Origin of the sequence: Sphingomonas sp. A2-49, from assembly GCF_025548555.1 — a bacterium.
Taxonomy (GTDB): Bacteria; Pseudomonadota; Alphaproteobacteria; order Sphingomonadales; family Sphingomonadaceae; genus Sphingomonas.
In genome coordinates this window covers 23,232-40,299 of the sequence record NZ_JAJLPA010000020.1, presented here as the reverse complement: position 1 = coordinate 40,299, position 17,068 = coordinate 23,232, and the positions used below count along the sequence as shown (strand labels likewise).

The 17,068-nt window shown below is 63.1% G+C and carries 20 protein-coding genes and 1 pseudogene; 12 read left to right on the top strand and 9 right to left on the bottom strand.

All coding sequences use genetic code 11. From position 1 onward, the window contains the following. Positions 1-21 precede the first annotated feature (21 nt). Complete coding sequence (locus tag LPN01_RS14615) at positions 22-282, top strand: DksA/TraR family C4-type zinc finger protein (RefSeq protein WP_262829153.1); 261 nt, start codon at positions 22-24, stop codon at positions 280-282. Between the two features lie 1,190 nt (positions 283-1,472). Here LPN01_RS14615 and LPN01_RS14610 read toward each other — a convergent pair. Further along, a pseudogene (locus LPN01_RS14610) lies at positions 1,473-1,819 on the bottom strand (winged helix-turn-helix transcriptional regulator). A 100-nt stretch (positions 1,820-1,919) separates the two neighbouring features. Between LPN01_RS14610 and LPN01_RS14605 the strand changes: the two are divergent. From LPN01_RS14605 to LPN01_RS14595, 3 genes are all read left to right on the top strand, one after another. Then, positions 1,920-2,951, top strand: coding sequence for a zinc-binding alcohol dehydrogenase family protein (locus LPN01_RS14605; RefSeq protein ID WP_262829152.1), 1,032 nt, complete (start codon positions 1,920-1,922; stop codon positions 2,949-2,951). Beyond that, a complete protein-coding gene (locus LPN01_RS14600) occupies positions 2,944-3,243 on the top strand; it encodes a putative quinol monooxygenase (RefSeq protein WP_262829151.1) in 300 nt (99 codons plus the stop codon). Before LPN01_RS14605 ends, LPN01_RS14600 begins: the two co-directional genes overlap by 8 nt. A gap of 69 nt (positions 3,244-3,312) precedes the next feature. Continuing rightward, positions 3,313-4,293: an aldo/keto reductase gene (locus LPN01_RS14595; protein ID WP_262829150.1), complete on the top strand. Its 981-nt coding sequence runs from the start codon at positions 3,313-3,315 to the stop codon at positions 4,291-4,293. 41 nt (positions 4,294-4,334) lie between these two features. Here LPN01_RS14595 and LPN01_RS14590 read toward each other — a convergent pair whose 3' ends face one another. The 3 genes from LPN01_RS14590 to LPN01_RS14580 all read right to left on the bottom strand — a co-directional run bounded on the left by LPN01_RS14590 (position 4,335) and on the right by LPN01_RS14580 (position 6,856). Beyond that, positions 4,335-4,841 carry a metallophosphoesterase family protein gene (locus tag LPN01_RS14590; protein ID WP_262829149.1) on the bottom strand — a complete coding sequence of 169 codons (507 nt, stop codon included), beginning with the start codon at positions 4,839-4,841 and terminating at the stop codon, positions 4,335-4,337. Beyond that, positions 4,838-5,863 (bottom strand): SPL family radical SAM protein, encoded by a 1,026-nt coding sequence (locus tag LPN01_RS14585; protein WP_262829148.1) that lies wholly within the window; start codon positions 5,861-5,863, stop codon positions 4,838-4,840. Before LPN01_RS14585 ends, LPN01_RS14590 begins: the two co-directional genes overlap by 4 nt. A gap of 366 nt (positions 5,864-6,229) precedes the next feature. Then, on the bottom strand, positions 6,230-6,856 hold the full coding sequence (locus LPN01_RS14580) for a VOC family protein (protein WP_262829147.1): 627 nt from the start codon (positions 6,854-6,856) through the stop codon (positions 6,230-6,232). On the opposite strand from LPN01_RS14580, the gene LPN01_RS14575 reads away from it, so the two are divergent. The 3 genes from LPN01_RS14575 to LPN01_RS14570 all read left to right on the top strand — a co-directional run bounded on the left by LPN01_RS14575 (position 6,831) and on the right by LPN01_RS14570 (position 9,417). Further along, positions 6,831-7,136: a hypothetical protein gene (locus LPN01_RS14575; RefSeq protein WP_262829146.1), complete on the top strand. Its 306-nt coding sequence runs from the start codon at positions 6,831-6,833 to the stop codon at positions 7,134-7,136. The two genes, LPN01_RS14580 and LPN01_RS14575, sit on opposite strands and share 26 nt — an antisense overlap. 435 nt (positions 7,137-7,571) lie before the next feature. After that, complete coding sequence (locus tag LPN01_RS19155; RefSeq protein ID WP_410482832.1) at positions 7,572-7,952, top strand: HNH endonuclease; 381 nt, start codon at positions 7,572-7,574, stop codon at positions 7,950-7,952. Between the two features lie 232 nt (positions 7,953-8,184). Next, positions 8,185-9,417 (top strand): glycoside hydrolase family 27 protein, encoded by a 1,233-nt coding sequence (locus LPN01_RS14570; protein ID WP_262829145.1) that lies wholly within the window; start codon positions 8,185-8,187, stop codon positions 9,415-9,417. 288 nt (positions 9,418-9,705) lie between these two features. Here LPN01_RS14570 and LPN01_RS14565 read toward each other — a convergent pair whose 3' ends face one another. Next, positions 9,706-10,023: a transcriptional regulator gene (locus tag LPN01_RS14565; protein WP_244650371.1), complete on the bottom strand. Its 318-nt coding sequence runs from the start codon at positions 10,021-10,023 to the stop codon at positions 9,706-9,708. Beyond that, entirely contained in the window at positions 10,001-10,453 is a 453-nt protein-coding gene (locus LPN01_RS14560) for a hypothetical protein (RefSeq protein ID WP_262829144.1), read from the bottom strand. The genes LPN01_RS14565 and LPN01_RS14560 overlap by 23 nt, the downstream gene beginning before the upstream one ends. A 113-nt stretch (positions 10,454-10,566) precedes the next feature. Here LPN01_RS14560 and LPN01_RS14555 point away from each other — a divergent pair, with 113 nt between their 5' ends. Beyond that, complete coding sequence (locus tag LPN01_RS14555; RefSeq protein ID WP_262829143.1) at positions 10,567-11,328, top strand: type II CAAX prenyl endopeptidase Rce1 family protein; 762 nt, start codon at positions 10,567-10,569, stop codon at positions 11,326-11,328. A gap of 121 nt (positions 11,329-11,449) precedes the next feature. Then, positions 11,450-14,056 (top strand): alpha/beta hydrolase family protein, encoded by a 2,607-nt coding sequence (locus tag LPN01_RS14550; RefSeq protein WP_262829142.1) that lies wholly within the window; start codon positions 11,450-11,452, stop codon positions 14,054-14,056. A 180-nt stretch (positions 14,057-14,236) separates the two neighbouring features. Here the strand turns inward: LPN01_RS14550 and LPN01_RS14545 are convergent, their stop codons facing one another. Continuing rightward, a complete protein-coding gene (locus tag LPN01_RS14545; protein WP_262829141.1) occupies positions 14,237-14,671 on the bottom strand; it encodes a hypothetical protein in 435 nt (144 codons plus the stop codon). 201 nt (positions 14,672-14,872) lie between these two features. Beyond that, positions 14,873-16,002, bottom strand: a protein-coding gene (locus LPN01_RS14540; RefSeq protein ID WP_262829140.1) for an IS3 family transposase whose coding sequence is annotated in 2 segments (ribosomal slippage) — positions 14,873-15,753 and positions 15,753-16,002 — 1,131 coding nt in all. Because the reading frame shifts where the segments join, the coding sequence is not laid out codon by codon here. Between the two features lie 150 nt (positions 16,003-16,152). On the opposite strand from LPN01_RS14540, the gene LPN01_RS14535 reads away from it, so the two are divergent. Genes LPN01_RS14535 through LPN01_RS14525 form a run of 3 tightly spaced genes read left to right on the top strand, consistent with a single transcriptional unit; the run spans position 16,153 to position 16,814 of the window. Next, on the top strand, positions 16,153-16,350 hold the full coding sequence (locus tag LPN01_RS14535; RefSeq protein ID WP_262829139.1) for a hypothetical protein: 198 nt from the start codon (positions 16,153-16,155) through the stop codon (positions 16,348-16,350). A gap of 45 nt (positions 16,351-16,395) precedes the next feature. Beyond that, positions 16,396-16,596 carry a 30S ribosomal protein S21 gene (gene rpsU, locus LPN01_RS14530; protein ID WP_262829138.1) on the top strand — a complete coding sequence of 67 codons (201 nt, stop codon included), beginning with the start codon at positions 16,396-16,398 and terminating at the stop codon, positions 16,594-16,596. Between the two features lie 14 nt (positions 16,597-16,610). After that, positions 16,611-16,814, top strand: a complete 204-nt coding sequence (locus LPN01_RS14525; protein WP_262829137.1) for a DUF5818 domain-containing protein — start codon at positions 16,611-16,613, stop codon at positions 16,812-16,814. A 20-nt stretch (positions 16,815-16,834) separates the two neighbouring features. On the opposite strand, the gene LPN01_RS14520 is transcribed toward LPN01_RS14525, so the two are convergent. Then, positions 16,835-17,011 (bottom strand): hypothetical protein, encoded by a 177-nt coding sequence (locus tag LPN01_RS14520; RefSeq protein ID WP_262829136.1) that lies wholly within the window; start codon positions 17,009-17,011, stop codon positions 16,835-16,837. Positions 17,012-17,068 lie beyond the last annotated feature (57 nt).

Below are 17,068 nucleotides of genomic sequence, written 5' to 3'. Positions count from 1 at the left end.
TGGAAATGTAAGGAGAAGCTAATGGCGGGCGGTTGGACGCGCGATGGCGCGGTTCAGGATCAGATCGATGATTCAGTGGCTGACGCAGTGTTGGCGGCCCGGGCCAGCATGCCAAGCGGAGATAGCGAACCATTCTGCGCAATCTGCGGCGACGACATCCCAGAGGGTAGACGCCTGGCCGTTCCTGGTGTGCGTACCTGCGTGACGTGCCAAAGCGGCCGCGATCGGCCCCTAGCTACAACGTTCAATCGGCGGGGTAGCAAGGACAGCCAGCTGCGGTGACTGGCTTTGGCGCAGTTGCTGCGCCTGTTCTGATCAGACCTACAAGTGGACGTTCAGGCCGCCCTGCTCGCTTCCCGATTTCTGCCATTCATTCATCTTGCAAAAGGCGCCTCTACCAGCCCCAAACCGAATGACCGAACGTCTGGCATTGGGGATAGCGGATATGCCTTTTCTCGAATATTCTGACAGGCATGGTCGGAGCCTACATCGGTTTAACGGCGGTCATCGCCGTCGCCCTGCTTACCGGGTGGCCTCTTTTCACAGGATTGAGACGGGGCGTAATCTATACAAAGCGTAAAAGTCATTCGCGAGTTGCCGATCCCTCATCGTTCTGGTTCTTTGCGACTTGCTATGCAATCGCATTTGCTGCGTCGTTTGGACTGCTGATAATTCTTGGTATCGACGCGCTCGTCGGCTAATGGGCGGAAGCAGACACTACGAATCCGACGGTGTCTAAGCTCAGTCGACTTCGTTCCACCTCCAGCGCAAACCTCCTCGAGTTTTTGCGGCCATTACCGCTAGGTAGGTCGCGACTATCAGGCTGGCGATTGCAGCGAACCTTATGCCGGACGATGCAGCCCAGGCCAGCCTAAGCGAAGTGACAAGTAGGACGATCGCAACAATCGCCTGCCACGTGACCGGTCGGCCTCCCATACCAAAGCGATGGGGCTCGAACCAATCCACACGCTTTTTCGAATCCACGAGATCACTCCTACGAACGACCGGATGCAATCCGTGCCTGACCCAATCGATGTCCGCAAGTGGGCAAGAACTACTGCCCTCCCCTTCGCCGCAATGACCCAAATTCGGACGTTCAGGCGGGGTTAGCGACTGTGCCCGAAAGCCGACGCCGTTCATGTGAACGCGACGCCCCCCACAATCGCCTTCCTTCTCGAACGATCTGTCATTGCCGATAGATAAGTCGGTCGTTTCGCGGCCACCGCTGAGCGGTGCCGTTTGTCAGCCATGTGCGCCACGAGTATGTGCAGGAGGTGTGCCCCGTCTCGCGGCCGCTGAAGGCCGAGAGTGCCGGCCTGAAACGTAAACGCGGTTTGACGATTGACAGCGAGTAGCTGATTGGACCCACATACGGCCATTCAGACCGCTCGGAACGCGTCCCGGAACCGGACGCTCATTCAGGTGCTGAAATCGGCTGCTTCAACAAGCTTCATCAATCGCTCAAAAGGCGGTCATCGGCGTCCGAAGAGATCCATATCCGCATCACCCCAGGCCTTGAGCGCCGCGATTATCGGCGACAGCGATCGACCTCGGTCGGACAAACTATAATAGACCCGCGGCGGCACCTGGGCGAAGACCTCGCGCTCGATCAAGCCGTCCGCCTCAAGCTCGCACGCTGGTTGGTCAACATGCACGGCGTCACCTCCCCAGCGCGGCGGCGCAGTTCATTGAAGCGCGTCGGCCCGTCCTGCAGATGGTAGAGGATCACCGCTTTCCACTTGCCGTCGATCAGGCTCACCGCCGCTTCGACGGCGCAGCCCGGGGTACAATCGAGGCGTGAATGACGGGCTTTCGCCATCTGAGCAGTATCCTTTTAGACACTATGAGCGGATTTTGTGCCTACGACATAAGCTGCCACCGTCCCTATCTTGCGTCCGTCAGTACAAGGAGCAAGCCCCATGCGCGCCATAGCCTATCGCCAGCCCGGTCCGATCGACCGGGCCGATGCCCTGATCGACGTAGAACTGCCACGGCCCGTTCCGACCGGGCGCGATATCCTGGTCGCAGTCCTGGCTATCTCGGTGAACCCGGTCGACGCGAAGGTTCGCGCCGGCGCCGCGCCATTCGACGGGCGTGACGAGCGCATTCTCGGCTGGGATGCGGCTGGCGTGGTCGAGGCGGTCGGCCCGGAGGCCACCCGCTTCAGGGTGGGTGACGAGGTCTTCTATGCGGGCGACCTGATGCGCGACGGCAGCAATGCGGAATATCAGCTGGTCGACGAGCGGATCGTCGGCCATCGGCCACGCAGCATCGGCTTCGCCGAGGCGGCAGCGCTGCCGCTGACGGCGATCACGGCCTGGGAAACCCTGTTCGACCGGTTGAAGGTCGACGACCAGCCGGCTGGCGGCGCCCGTGCCATCCTGATCATCGGCGGCGCGGGCGGCGTCGGCTCGGCCGCGATCCAGATCGCGCGGGCCCGCACCGACCTGACCGTGATCGCCACCGCCTCGCGCGCCGAGACGGAAGGCTGGGTGCGAGACCTAGGCGCGCATCATGTCATCGATCATTCCCAGCCGATGGCACCGCAGATCGCCGCCTTGGGGTTGGGCGCGCCTGCCTTCGTCTTCTCGACCACCCATACCGATCGCCATCTGGCAGATATCGCCGAGCTGATCGCGCCGCAGGGGCGCTTCGCGCTGATAGACGATCCCGCCAGCCTCGACATCGTCGCCTTCAAGCGCAAGGCGGTGTCGGTTCATTGGGAGCTGATGTTCACCCGGTCGCTCTTCGATACACCGGACGTCGGCGAGCAGGGTCGACTGTTGGACGCGGTGGCCGAGCTGGTGGACGAAGGGCGCATCCGCACCACGGCGACCGACACGCTCTCGCCGATCAATGCCGCCAACCTTATCGAGGCGCACCGCCGCATCGAGAGTACCACAACGCGCGGCAAGATCGTTCTGCAAGGTTGGGAGACGCGGCATGACTGATCCTATCGTCCACGTCATCGCCCGCTTGATCCCCCGTCCCGGCAAGGCCGAGGAACTGGCCACCGCATTTCAGGAGATCCTGACCGAGGTACGTGCGGAACCGGGCTGCCTGCTCTACGATGCGCACGAGAGCCGCGACGCGCCCGGCGTGATCGTGATGGTGGAGAGCTGGGCCGATCAGGCCGCCCTCGACGCCCATGGCCGCGCTCCTGCCCTCACCCGGCTTGCCGCCCGCTTCGACGCGTTGCTTGCTGAGCCGCCGGCGATCGAGCGACTCTGGCGGATCGGCTGATCTTCCCATCGCTTGCGACGCAGGAGCCTCCGTTCGTTGCAGCAGCAAACCGCACAAGCGAGACCATTCATGGACTACATAAAACTCGGCAGCACCGGCCTCGACGTCTCGCGACTGTGTCTCGGCTGCATGACCTATGGCATCCCGGATCGTGGCAATCACGCCTGGACGCTCGATGAGGAGACGAGCCGGCCACTGCTGCGCCAGGCGGTAGAGGCCGGTATCAATTTCTTCGACACCGCGAACGTCTATTCGGACGGCACGTCTGAGGAGATCTTAGGCCGCGCGCTGAGGGACTTCACCAGCCGCGACGAGGTGGTGATCGCCACAAAGGTCCATGGTCGGATGCGCTCCGGCCCGAACGGTGGGGGGCTCAGCCGTAAGGCGATCATGACCGAGATCGACGCCAGCCTGACCCGGCTTGGCACCGATTATGTCGACCTCTACCAGATCCACCGCTTCGACCATGAGGTGCCGATCGAGGAGACGCTGGAGGCGCTGCACGACGTCGTGAAGGCCGGCAAGGCGCGCTATATCGGCGCCTCGTCGATGTTTGCCTGGCAGTTCGCGACGATGCTCCACGTCAGCGAGGCGAACGGCTGGACGCGCTTCTCGACCATGCAGGATTACGTCAATCTGCTCTACCGGGAAGAGGAGCGCGAGATGCTGCCGTTGTGCGCGGCGGAGGGGATCGGCGTGATCCCATGGAGCCCGCTGGCGCGCGGACGGCTGACCCGCGACTGGGACGAGACCACCGCTCGATCCGATACCGACGAATTCGGGCGGACACTCTATGCGCACACGGCGGAGGCAGATCGCAAGGTGGTCGAGGCGGTGTCCGCCATCGCGAGCGAGCGCGGCGTGCCCCGTGCGCAGGTTGCGCTCGCATGGGTGCTGGCCAAGTCCGAAGTGTCTGCGCCGATCGTCGGCGCGTCCAAGCCGGGGCACCTCGACGACGCCATCGCCGCGCTCCACCTAGCCCTGTCAGACGATGAGATCGCCCGGCTGGAGGCGCCGTACGTACCGCATGCGGTGGTCGGCTTCTCGTAACCGCCCCGCGGCCGGATCGACCAAAGCTGGTTGCGGGCTTATCACCCCGCCGACACCGTGGTTCGCTTCGCAAGTAGCTGCGCCAGCGTCACCGGCCGAAACTCACGCACGTCGACGCCGACGTCAAACTGGCGCGGCATCGGTGTCAGGCGGCCGTGGCTGTGGCCATGCAGGTTTAGCGCGTCCTTATGCTGGCGGTTCCAACTGCGGAAGGCGTAGTGCCCCAGGACAAGCGGACGGCCTTCGACCTCGATCTCGGCATAGTCGCCGACGCTCGCCCAGCCCGGTGCAGCGCCCGTGGCGTCGGGATCGTTGTTGCCGCGGAGCAGGTGCTTGGTTCCGTTGAGCCTGGCGATCAGCGCCGCGACATCAGCCGGCCGCCGGGCGACATCACCCAGATGCCAGACGACATCCTCTACGCCCACGACGGCGTTCCAGCGGCCGATCAGTTCGGCATCCATCTCGGCCAAGCTGGGGAAGGGTCGCTTGTGGATGTTGATCGTGCGGTGATCGCCGAAATGCGTGTCGGCGGTGAAGAAGACGGTCATGTCCAATAGAGGATGCGCGCCATCGGCAGCCGTGCCGCAATCCTCTCCTCAAAGAACGTCCGGAGCGATCGCATCATCGGCGTGTCATAGACCTGCTTTTCGGTCCCGAATTTGGTCCGCTTCGTCGTCCGGTTGTCCGCCCCCATGTCAAGCGCAGAGCCGGGATACCAGTTCTCCAAGACCGCCTTCGATCCGGACGTAAAGCGATGCGTGATGAGTTCGATCGTCAGGTCGACACCCGCGATGCCGGCCAGCGCCGCCGCTGCATCGGCAAGCAGAGCACCATAGGCCTCGCGCCAGCCCTCAGCCGCGATGATCGGCGCGATCGTCAGCCCGATCGGATATCCCACACGCGCCATGTCAGCTAAGGCCGCGAGCCGGGCGGCAACGGGCGCCGTACCGCCCTCGAACCGGGCGAACATCGCTGGATTGATTGAGGCGCGCATCCGCGTACGTTTCTGATGGTCGAGGCCAAGCAGCGGCCCAACGTCAGCGAACTTCGTCGTGAAGCGCAACTGCGCCGCCGCGTCCCAACGACCGAACCAGGCAATCGCCGCCGACAGCGATCCGGTGATCGCCTCGAGCCCCAGCGGATCGGTGTAACAGGACGCCTCGAAGGTCGTGCCTTCGTGCGCGCGCGCCTGGCTGCGCGAGGTGATACTACCTTGCCCCATATAGGCCGGCAGCCCATCCAGGATCTCGTCGAGATTGGCGTAGACGCGGGTGATCGGCGGCCCCTTCAGCGACCCTGCCAGATAGCAATAGCTGCAATGCGCCGGACATCCTTCGGCGAGATCGACCCGCCAATCGGCGCTGGGCGCGATCGGCTGGAGCCGCCGTTTCGACGGTGGCGCGACCACCACCGCGAGCGTCGATTTCGCGGCCGCATAGGCGCGCCGCGGATCGTCGGGCAGACCGAGCGCGAGCCGATCGCCGGCGAGCGCCACAACCTCGACGCCCTGCGCCTCGGCGCGCGCGACGATTTTGCGGCCATGCGCGAACTCAAGCGCAGAGCGCGTCACCAGCAACCGCCGCGGGCGCCATGCTGCCTTCGGTCGGGCCGTCGCCGGTGCTGTCGATATCGTCGCCATGGCCAAGCCAACGAACGGCACGTCGCGACGGTCCGATCGATCGACATGGCGACACCGCAACGGCCACATACGGCGTTAGGTCCTAACGGCGCGCGACAGACTGGCTTTAACCGTGCGTGTCAGAGCTTCGATATTTCCGGCTCCATGCGCAATGGCCTAATGGACCCAGATTCGGTCATTCGAGGCCGCAATACCACTTCCCGCTTTCTGCCGTTCGTTCATCTCGCGACAGCAATCCATTCACGGCTCTGCTAGGTGGCTGAGTGTTCCCTATTAGAGGAAAGCAGCCTCTGGCCATTAACGAACTGGCGACTGCATCAGCTCTACTATGACATGATCGGGACCTGAAACGTAGGCCACCAGGGTCCCCTTCCGTGGGCCACCCGGGATCGGCAACGGACTACCCTTTGCTTTCCATCCTTCCGCCTCGACGCGGGCAATGGCAGCGTAAATGTCGTTCACGGTCAGAGCTAGGTGGGCGGCTCCGATCCATCCCGCGCTGTCGGGTACCATCCCGTTCTGGAAGCCCGTCGAATATTCTAACAATTCCACCACGTGGCCATCGGGCGCCTTTACGATCGCTGTCTTTACACTCGGGTCAACGACACCGGTCACCTGATGCAGGAAGTCGCCGCCCATCTCCGATTGACGCTCCAGCGTGAAACCGAGTGCTCCCGTCCAGAACCGGACGGCTGCCTCCAGAGACGAAACAGCGAAGCCTGTGTGGTCGACGGTAAATACGTTTGCGGCATCGGTCATGGCAGGACGTGTGGGGCCGACGCAGGCTATCAGCGAGTGGGGCGTAAGCGGACCGTCCGCTTCTAGCTGATCGTTCGGCGTCTTGTAGATCCAGCGCATCACGCGCAGGTTGTTGGCAGGGCAACGGGGAGCGACGACGATGGCGACAGCAGCAGCAGCGATCATGGCGAAAGCCCAACAGGATGTGATCGGGCACTTTATGTCGAGCAACGCGGTGTCACCCGAAAGTGCCGTGACGTTCGAGCCATCCCGCCGGCCCCAGCGGTCGATGTTCGAGCGGATGCAGCGCGAGGGTGTGATCGTCGCTGCTGACAATGATCGGTGGTTCATCGACATACCGCGCTATCACGAACGTGCGAAGACCCGCCGCAAGCGCGTGCTCGGCGTACTCGGGGCAGTGATCGTCGCTGCTGCGGGGGTCGCGTTGCTCGGGTGGCGGCGATAGCACGAATTGCCGCAAGCGCTTTATCGCGGCGCCGCCGGGGCCGCGATTAGCGGCATAGGCCTACGAAGTGGTGGGTGTCGTTGGGACCCAAAAAGCGACGCTCAGACGGCACTCAGCTCTTCCCAGTTCCTGCCGTTCATTCACCTTGGCTTTAGCTAGAGCCTTCAAGGACTGTCCGCGCCCAACCGCATCGGCGCTCGCCTAATCGAAGGCGGTCGCCCTGCAGACACGTACCCGGTGGCTGACGGCGGAGCTGGCGGAATCAGGTGAGAGCACGAGGCCCTGCGGACGAGGGAAGTGCTTCAGGCGGTGGGCACGACGGTCACCAGGTGCGATATCACTTCGATAAGCATCTGCTCGCCGTTGGAAGACACCCAGTCCCGGTCTTGAAGCAAACTTTCGTAACTGGCGTCGCGCTAAAGCGGGTGAAGAGCAATGGAGAATCCCGTGAAGCTGACTCGCCGCCACCCGTTGCGCTATCCACCCTACAGTCTCGTGCGCTTCTTCAAGGTCAGCGGCGACACGCCACTCTATAAAGCATCACCGGCAGGCAAGCCGCGCTCTGCACGCAATGCGCTTGAGGAAGCGGCTAAGCTGCATGGCAAGTTTACCTGCTATTATGGAGTAAAATGCCGCGAGCCGGGGGCTAACCGCATGCCTACAATTGACCATTTGGTGGCACAGGCGAAATCTGGATCGGAGGGACTGTGTAACCTACGTATGGCCTGTCACGCGTGCAACAGTGATAAGCGTGATCAGGACGCACGCAGGTATCGTTTGAGAAACCGCATACCCCGCCGGACGAAGCGGTACTAAGGAGCGGCATCGTAGTGCGCGCGGCAAAGCTTGACCAACGGTAATGACGACCCACAACCGGCCGTTCTCGGTGACGCCGAGCCCTTCCAAACTTCGGCCATTCGTTCACCTCGGTGTCGCAGCCCCTTCTGCCCCTTCCGGCCTTCCGATAGCAGCCACCTGCAAAGTTGCGGCTGGAATCGCGTGCGAAGTTGCTGCACGTGCAGTCCATAGGAAACGAAAGAGGTTTGGCGTGCTGAACAGGGTGTTACTCTGCATTACTACTGCGGTTTTGCTGCTTCACACGGCCACTCCGCTGTGGGCGCAAGAGGTTCTGGATCCCGACCCCAATACGCTGGCACCGTCCAAGGACCCGAGGCGTATTGCGAACGGCCTCGCACAGCAACCGCCGATGGGCTGGAACAGCTGGAACAAGTTCGCCTGCAAGGTGGACGAAACCACCATCCGTGCGACGGCCGACGCGATCGCGTCCAACGGGATGAAGGGGGCCGGCTATAACTATGTCGTCATTGATGATTGCTGGCATGGCGCCCGCGACGCGAACGGCTTCATAACCGTGGACAAGGCACGATTCCCCAGCGGCATGAAAGCGCTCTCGGACTATGTCCACGCCAAGGGGCTAAAGTTCGGCATCTATTCGGACGCCGGCACAAGGACGTGCGGGGGGCGCCCTGGCAGCCAGGGACACGAATATCAGGATGCCCTGCAATATGCGCGCTGGGGCGTGGACTACCTCAAGTACGACTGGTGCTCGACCGGCGTTCGCAACGCCGAGGAAGCCTATGCGCTCATGTCGGACGCACTGCGTGCGTCGGGTCGCGATATCCTTTTCTCGATGTGCGAATGGGGCAATTCCAAGCCGTGGCTATGGGCGTCGAAGATCGGCAACATGTGGCGCACAACCGGCGACATCACCGACAAATGGACCGGCCGTCATGGCTATAGCTGGGGTGTGGCATCGATCGCCGACATGAACGAGCCCCTATGGCCCTACGCCGGACCTGGTCATTGGAACGATCCCGATATGCTGGAGGTCGGGAACGGCGGTATGACCGATACGGAATATCGTTCGCACTTCTCGCTTTGGGCGATGATGGCCGCGCCGCTGATCGCGGGCAACGATATCGCCGGCATGACCAATGCGACCCGCGAGATCCTTCTCAACACGGACGTCATTGCCGTCGATCAGGATCGGCGTGGCATACAAGGCCACCGGGTGTGGAAAGACGGTGACCGCGAAATTTGGTCCAAACCTCTGTCGGACGGGGGGCGTGCCCTGCTGCTGTTCAATCGCGGCGACGCCCCCGCGGCCATCGCCGCCGACTGGCCCATGCTCGGCTTGCCACGACAAGTACGGATGGAGGTGCGCGATCTTTGGGCGCACAAGAGCCTCGGCAAACGCTCTGGCCGCTTCGAGGCGTCGGTCGCACCTCATGGTGTCGTCATGGTACGATTGAAGCAATAATTCCGAAAAGAATGCCTACGGATACGATCTCGGCCCGGTGTTGGGGCGGATTTTTCGTTCGATATGTGTAGCGCGACGACCCAGTTTCAGACGGTCGTGCGCATTCGACCCGCCCCCACCTTCGGACGTCTGTTCATTTCGGGTGGACGATCGTTCGTAGATTTACTGAGCGATCGCCTGACAGCCGAGTTTGGGTGAGACGCGGGGGGGCAGCTCTGCGGACCAAGCGGACGGCTCAGCCCCTTCAAAAACTATTTGCGCACCACGGTCTGGCAATTGCCCTTGCTGTTACGCGCCTGAAGGCACTCGTCCAGACGCAAGTGCCTGCAACGCCAAGACATGACCCTTGAAGGCTTTCCGCCCCGCGGCCGTGGCAACGATCCAGGTCCTTTGCCGGGTATTCACCGTAGCCTTCCGCAACTCGATGTATCCACCATCACTCAACTGCGAAAGATGCTTGGACAGAACGGAATCGCTGACCCCGATGACGTCGCGCGCAGTCCCAAACTCCATCTCGCTCACATCGGTCAGCAATGCCATGAGCTGTAGCCGTGCCGGTGGGTGGATCAGCGGATCCAGCCGTTCAGCGCCCATCTTGCGCTCCATCCAGTTCCCTCCGGTACACCCGCTCCCACACGATGCTCATGATCGTAGCGAACACCACCATGCCGCCACCAACCGCGAACGGCGCCCAAGCCAGACCATAGTGTGTCTTAAGACCCGTGGCGGCTATCAGAGCAGCCAACCCGACCAGCAGCATCGCGAGCGTCACCCGCCAAGTGCGCCCCGACCGATAACCGCTGACGAAGAACCCGTCCCGCTGCCGATCGCGGGCGACCACCATCGCGGTGGCGGCCATGCAAGCGGCCGCCACGATCAACGGCCATGGCCCGGGCAGCGCAAAGCCGGCGATCAGGCCGCCCAACAGCAATCCCACCACGCCATGGCGCACTAAGGACCATTTCGCCCGCTTAGCCAATGCCCCGCGTGTAACCCGCATCACGTCCAGCGAACGAGCAGCTTCCTCATCATCCATGCGCAATTCTCCCGCAGGCCGCCCGCCCGCTTTCCACCTTTACAACTTACGACTTGACGACATGGAAAGCAACAGTCACTTTCCAACACGGAAACTGGCACAAGGAAACGAACATGCTGCTCATATTGGGTTGGATTGCCGTCATGCTCATCGCGGGGGCATGGTGGGTGCGGAGGGATATCACGGCGTACGCACGCTTCCAGACGCAGTCCGACACGATCGACCGGCAGCGGCTGTACAGGCGATGGCTGATCGAGAGCTTCGTCGTTCTCGTAAGTGCAAGCGTGGTCAGCCTTTGGCTATCCGACGCGTTATGGCCCTTCAACGGCTTTCCGTCGGCGTTTGCCCCAGCGAGCCGCTTGCTACAGTCCGATGGGTCGATCTCCGGCGATCAGTGGCTGCCGATAGCGATCGGACTTTTCTTTGGCATGGTTCTATCGGTCGCCATCAAGTGGCGGCAGATCAAGAAAAGCCTAGCGCCAGGGGCAAGTCCGGACCAAGCGCTGATCCCCCGCAACCGTCGCGAAGCAACGCTGGCGCTGTTGCTCAGCCTGAATGCAGGTTTCAGCGAGGAGCTGTTTTTCCGACTGGCGCTCCCGCTACTGCTTCTGCAGGTCACGGGCTCGCTCACGGTTTCGCTGGTTCTGTCGATGTTGGCGTTCGGCCTGGCGCACGCGCATTACGGTTGGAAGGGAGTGCTTGCCACCCTAGCCGCGGGTGCGCTGTTGACAATGTTCTATCTGCATCACGGATCGCTACTACGGGTCATGACAGCACATGCGGTCATCGACATAACCGCTTTCTTCATCCGCCCCGCGATCGCGGACCTGACCCTTTCGCGTAAAGCGCCGCGATGGACCATTGCGGAGTCGTGAAGAGACTAGCGTTACCTCGTCCCGCGAGCAGGGCGGATCGTGTGTCCCTTTCGCAAAGCCATGCCGCTTAACGTATAATAGACCTTAGGTTTTCTTCCAGTGCGCAACTGAACGGCTAGAAATGGAGCGTTACCTGACAGACAGCTCAGCGTCAGGAGCGACCAAATTGCGGTCATTTCACGGCTACGCGTGCGCCCGAACTTTGGCCACTCGTTCAGGTCCTCGCTATGGGCATGTTGCGGTATTCGCTGGTGAGCGTTCTCGCCGCGTGGCACACGAACTGGCATCGCAGAATAAGGGGTTATCAATGCGCGTCGGTGCCTGCCTGATCGCTCTCCTCCTCACCACCACCGCCGCCGCGCAGATGCCCGGCACAGGCTACCACCGCGCGCCTGACGCCATCGCGAAAACGCTCGAGACGCCGCCAACTCCAGGTATCTCGGTCAGCCCCGATCACCAAACCCTCGCGGTTCTCGACCGCGAGAACCTGCCGACGATCGCCAACCTGTCAAAGCCTATCCTGCGCCTCGGCGGCTACCGCATAGATCCCACGACCAACGGCCAAGCCGAAGTCCGCGTTCAGTGGCTGAACGGTCTCAGCTTCAAGGACATAGGCGCCGGGCGAACAATTCGGGTGGCGTTGCCGGCTGGAACGCGCTTCGCCTTGCCCGACTGGTCGCCCAACGGCGCTCGTCTCGCCTTCTACGCGCAGGGGGCAGACGGTTTGTCGCTGTGGGTCGCCGAGCGCGACGGCACCGTCCGAATTATCGCGAAGGGGTTGAACGGCACCTTTGGGACGCCGTTCGTCTGGACGCCCGACAGCCAGGCACTCATCGTCAACATCATCCCTGCCGGCCGCGGCGCGGCGCCCGCCGCCGCCGCGACCCCGACCGGCCCAATTGTCCAGGAGAGCGCCGGCCGCACCTCGGCCGCGCGCACCTACGAGGACCTGCTCGGCGACGCGCACGACGAGGCCCTGTTTGACCATTATTTTACCGGCCAGCTCGTCCGCGTCGCACTCGACGGCACTGCGACGCCGATCGGCGCACCGGGGCTCTTCACCGACTTCAGCGTCTCGCCCGACGGCCGCTACCTGCTGACCGAGCGACTGAAGCGCCCGTACTCCTACCTGCTTCCCGCCGCCTTCTTCCCGACCGAGATCGCGGTATCGACGATCGACGGCCGCCCGGTGAAGACGCTTGCCGACCGCCCGCTCGCCGACGACCTGCCGGTCGACTTCGACGCGGCGGTGAAGGGCCCGCGCGAGGCGTCTTGGCGCTCCGACGCGCGCGCGACGCTCGTCTGGGCGGAGGCGCTCGACGGAGGCAACGCGCGTGCCAAGGTCGCCTTCCACGACAAAGTGATGATGCAGGCCGCGCCATTCGACGCCGCGCCGGTCGAGCTCGCACAGACGCCCGCCCGTTACGCGGAGACGATGTGGGGCGACGACGGCTTCGCGATAGTCGTCGACCGCGAGTGGCGGACGCGGACCGAGCATCGCCAGGCGGTTGCCCCCTCGCGGCCGGGGCACGCCAGGATGCTGCTGACGCGTAACTACCAGGACCAGTACGGCAATCCCGGCTTCCCGATCACGGAGGAGAACGCCGCCGGCAAGCCGGTGATGCGCTTCACCCCGCGCCACGACGGCGTGTTCGTCGTCGGCGAGGGCGCGACTAAAGGCGGCGCCTTCCCCTTCCTTGCCACCATGCCGCTAGCGGGCGGCGAGCAGATGCGGCTGTGGACGGCGAAGGCGCCATATTACGAGACGGTCGTCGCGATGCTCGACGACACGGGCAAGCGCATCCTGACCCGCCGCGAGAGCGCCAAAGCCGCGCCCAACTACGTCATCCGCACCGTCAAGGGCGGCAGCGCCAAGCCGGTCACCGCCTTCCCCGATCCTGCCCCGGTGTTCGCGGGCGTCAGCCAACACACGATCACCTACGCGCGCGCCGACGGCGTGCCGCTGTCGGGGACGCTCTACCTCCCCGCGGGCTACGACGCAAAGCGCGACGGGCCGCTGCCGACGCTGCTCTGGGCTTACCCGGCGGAGTACACCGACGCCAAGGTCGCCGGGCAGACGGTAGACCAGGGCAACCGCTTCGTCCGTCCGCGCGGGATCAGCCACCTGTTTCTCCTAACCCAAGGATACGCGATCCTCGACAACCCGGCGATGCCGATCATCGGCGAGGGCGGCGCGGAAGCGAACGACACCTACGTCAAACAGCTCCGCGAGGATGCCGAGGCCGCGGTTGACGCGGTCGCGAAGCTCGGCGTCGGCGATCGCGCGCGCATGGCGGTCGGCGGCCATAGCTACGGCGCGTTCATGACCGCTAATCTCCTCGCCCACACCGACCTGTTCCGCGCCGGCATCGCGCGCTCGGGCGCGTACAACCGCACGCTGACCCCCTTCGGCTTCCAAGCCGAGCAGCGCACCTACTGGCAGGCGACGCCGACCTATACCGAGATGTCGCCCTTCACCTACGCCGACCGGATCAAGGAGCCGATCCTCCTCATCCACGGCGGCGCCGACGACAACAGCGGCACCTTCCCGATCCAGTCGGAGCGGATGTACGCCGCGCTGAAGGGCAACGGCGCGACCGTCCGCTACGTCGTTCTTCCCAACGAGCCCCACGGCTACCGCGCGCTCGAGTCGACCGAGGAAACACTTTGGCAGATGACCGATTGGCTCGACCGTTACGTCAAACCAAAAACGCCTGCGTCGAAATAGGCCATGATAGGCTGATCAGACCCACAAGCGGCCATCGGAAGCCCCTTACCCGCTTCCAACTTTCTGCCATTCGTTCATCTCGCGACAGCGGTCCACTCACGGCATCGCTGGACGGCCGCGTGTCTGCTATTGATGGAAAGCCGACGGGCGGCTTTGGGGGTGATCGTTAACGGAAACGACCTAATATTTGGGACTGTTTCGTTGACCGTTGAGGGCGACCGCATGGCCTTTGTAGCTGATCCTGCCGAACTCCGAACTATCGATATTGACCGAGGGCTGGAGCTTATCACGAACGGGGGTGGCTCCGACGGCAATCGCCGATTTAAGATCGTTCGTACGGATGGCGCCGAAGTTAGTTTTTCGACAAGTTGGTTCCCTGATCAGGAGCGTCAGTGGCGGCACGATCACCCGTCCGCGATGAATCCTACCGTGCATTTCGTCGATCCGTGGAGAGGACAATTTCGAGATCAAACTAGACACGAAACAGACGAGGTAATCCGAGAGGCACTGACCGCCTTCAAAGATATGCACGGGCTCCCAGCGAACAGCGAAGTCATCGTCAAATTTACCTGAATGAACGACCGCTATTAGGAATGCTTTGGAGGCAGCGAACATCCGCTATTGGGCGATAGCTGCCGCCTCCCCTCCGCCGCGATGACCCAATTTCGGCCGTTCGCGGCGCGCTTTCGGCTCCCCGACTCCGGTCGTCCATTCATCTCGACAAAAAGGCGAAATCACATGCCTGCGAGTTGAGCCTCGGTAAGACGCCCCTTGCACTGATGCTGCGCCCTGACGTGCTCCCCAAAGCTCTACCAGTCATAACTGGAGTCCGGGGTTGGTATGGTGCCCCTTGGGGCGGCGTTGCACAACCCGCCTGGCAGCATCGGCGGGCGTCAGCCCGCCAACACCGCTATGCGGCCGCACATGGTTGTAGTCGTCTCGCCAGAGCCGCAGCACCGAGCGGGCATGGCCGAGGGATACGAACAGCGTCTCGTTGAGGCATTCGTCACGCAGGCGGCCGTTGAAGCTCTCGACGTAGCCGTTTTGCTGCGGCTTGCCCGGCGCGATGTAGTGCCACTCGACAGGTCGCTCCTGCGTCCATCTCAGGATCGTCAGGCTAGTCAGCTCGGTGCCGTTGTCGCTTACGATCATCAGCGGCGGTACGCCCCTGAGCGCGATGATGGCGTCGAGCTCACGAGCGACACGCGCGCCTGACAGCGAGGTGTCCGCCACCAGCGCGAGGCACTCGCGCGTGAAGTCGTCGACAACCGCCAGGATGCGGATGCGCCGGCCGCTGATCAGCGTGTCGCTGACGAAGTCGAGGCTCCACCGCTGGTTCGGCCCCTGCGGCAGCGTCATCGGCGCTCTTGTGCCCATCGCTCGCTTGCGGCCACGGCGGCGCCTGACCCGCAGGTTTTCCTCGCGATAGAGCCGCAGCAGCTTCTTGTGGTTCATGACCAGCCCTTCACGGGCCAGCATGATGCCAAGCCGCCGGTAGCCGAAGCGACGACGTTCGGCCGCGATCTCACGCAGCCGCGACCGAAGGTCGCCATCATCACTACGCCGGGGCGCGTAGCGCACCGACGTCCTGTCCACGCCGAAGATGGTGCAGGCCCGACGCTCGCTGATGCCGAACAGCTGCCGAGCATGCTCAACAGCCTTCCGCTGAGCGGCGGGCTTCACCAGTTTTTTGCCGCGACTTCCTTCAGCACGGCATTGTCGAGCATGGCGTCGGCCAGCAGCCGTTTGAGCCGGCCGTTCTCCTCCTCGAGCACCTTCAGCTTGCGGGCCTGCGACACGTCCATGCCGCCATACTTGGCCTTCCACGCGTACAGCGTCGCGCTGCTGATCCCGTGCTTGCGACACACATCGGCCGTCTTCATCCCGCCTTCCTGCTCACGCAGCACCGCGATGATCTGCTCCTCGCTGAACCTGGTCTTCTTCACGTCCGTCTCCTCACGAAGGCGGACTCTAGCTCAAACTGGCAGAGTTTCAGGGGAGCACGTCAGCCCGCTTGCTGGCGGATGCACGGCGAGACCCTGTGACGGCTAGGATTGCACCTGCTGCTGTCGCGTATCGAATGCTAGTGAGGCGTCATGCTCAAGACACGAAGAAGGCGCCTCGATCAGCGAATAGAGGCGGCAATGCAGCGCCTTGCCACGATCGAAGCCTCCATCACGGCGCTGGCGGACGAGGACCTACTCGATATCGCCGACATCTTTAAAGCCGAGAGACACACACCGTTAGCGGAGACAGCGTTCGCGGAAATGGCTCGCCGGGGCATCAGCCTTTAGCACCCCATCGTCCTCGGCACCTCCACCATTGAAAGATCATATGCCATGCAGATCATCGTTCGCGACAACAACGTCGACCAGGCTCTTCGCGCGCTTAAGAAGAAGCTGCAGCGCGAGGGCGTCTATCGTGAGATGAAGCTCCGCCGCCACTATGAGAAGCCGTCGGAGCGGCGCGCTCGCGAGCACGCCGCCGCGGTCAGCCGCGCCCGCAAAGCCGATCGCAAACGCGCCGAGTGGGACAAGTGATCAAAGAGGCAGGAATGACCACGATTGGCACACGGATCGATGAAACCGGAACACTTATCCATGACGGCGGAGCCTTCTACCTTCGCCGCGACCTTGGCGGCCGCTATGAGCTCGAGCTTCAACGCACGCCCGTCGATCTGGTGGAGAAGCGCGTGCGGCTTGTCGGCACGCTGGTGGCATCTGCCATCGTCGCTGCGGACGGGGTAGCGCCTGCCTGATCCACTCCACGTGCGTCGCTTCACGTCGCGGGCAGCGCGTCGAGCGTTTCTGTCACGCGTCGACGCAGCCTTGGGTCGCGCGTGATCTCCAGCATTGCACCCAAACTGGCCCGCGCAGCAGCGATCTCATAATCGACGAGTTCGAGGCGAGCCCGTTCCCACCACGCGTGAGGGTAAGCTGGCGCCATCGTCGTCATGCGGACGTAGAGTTCGAGTGCGCGGCGTCCCCTCCCCGCCAGTTCGGCACGCGATGC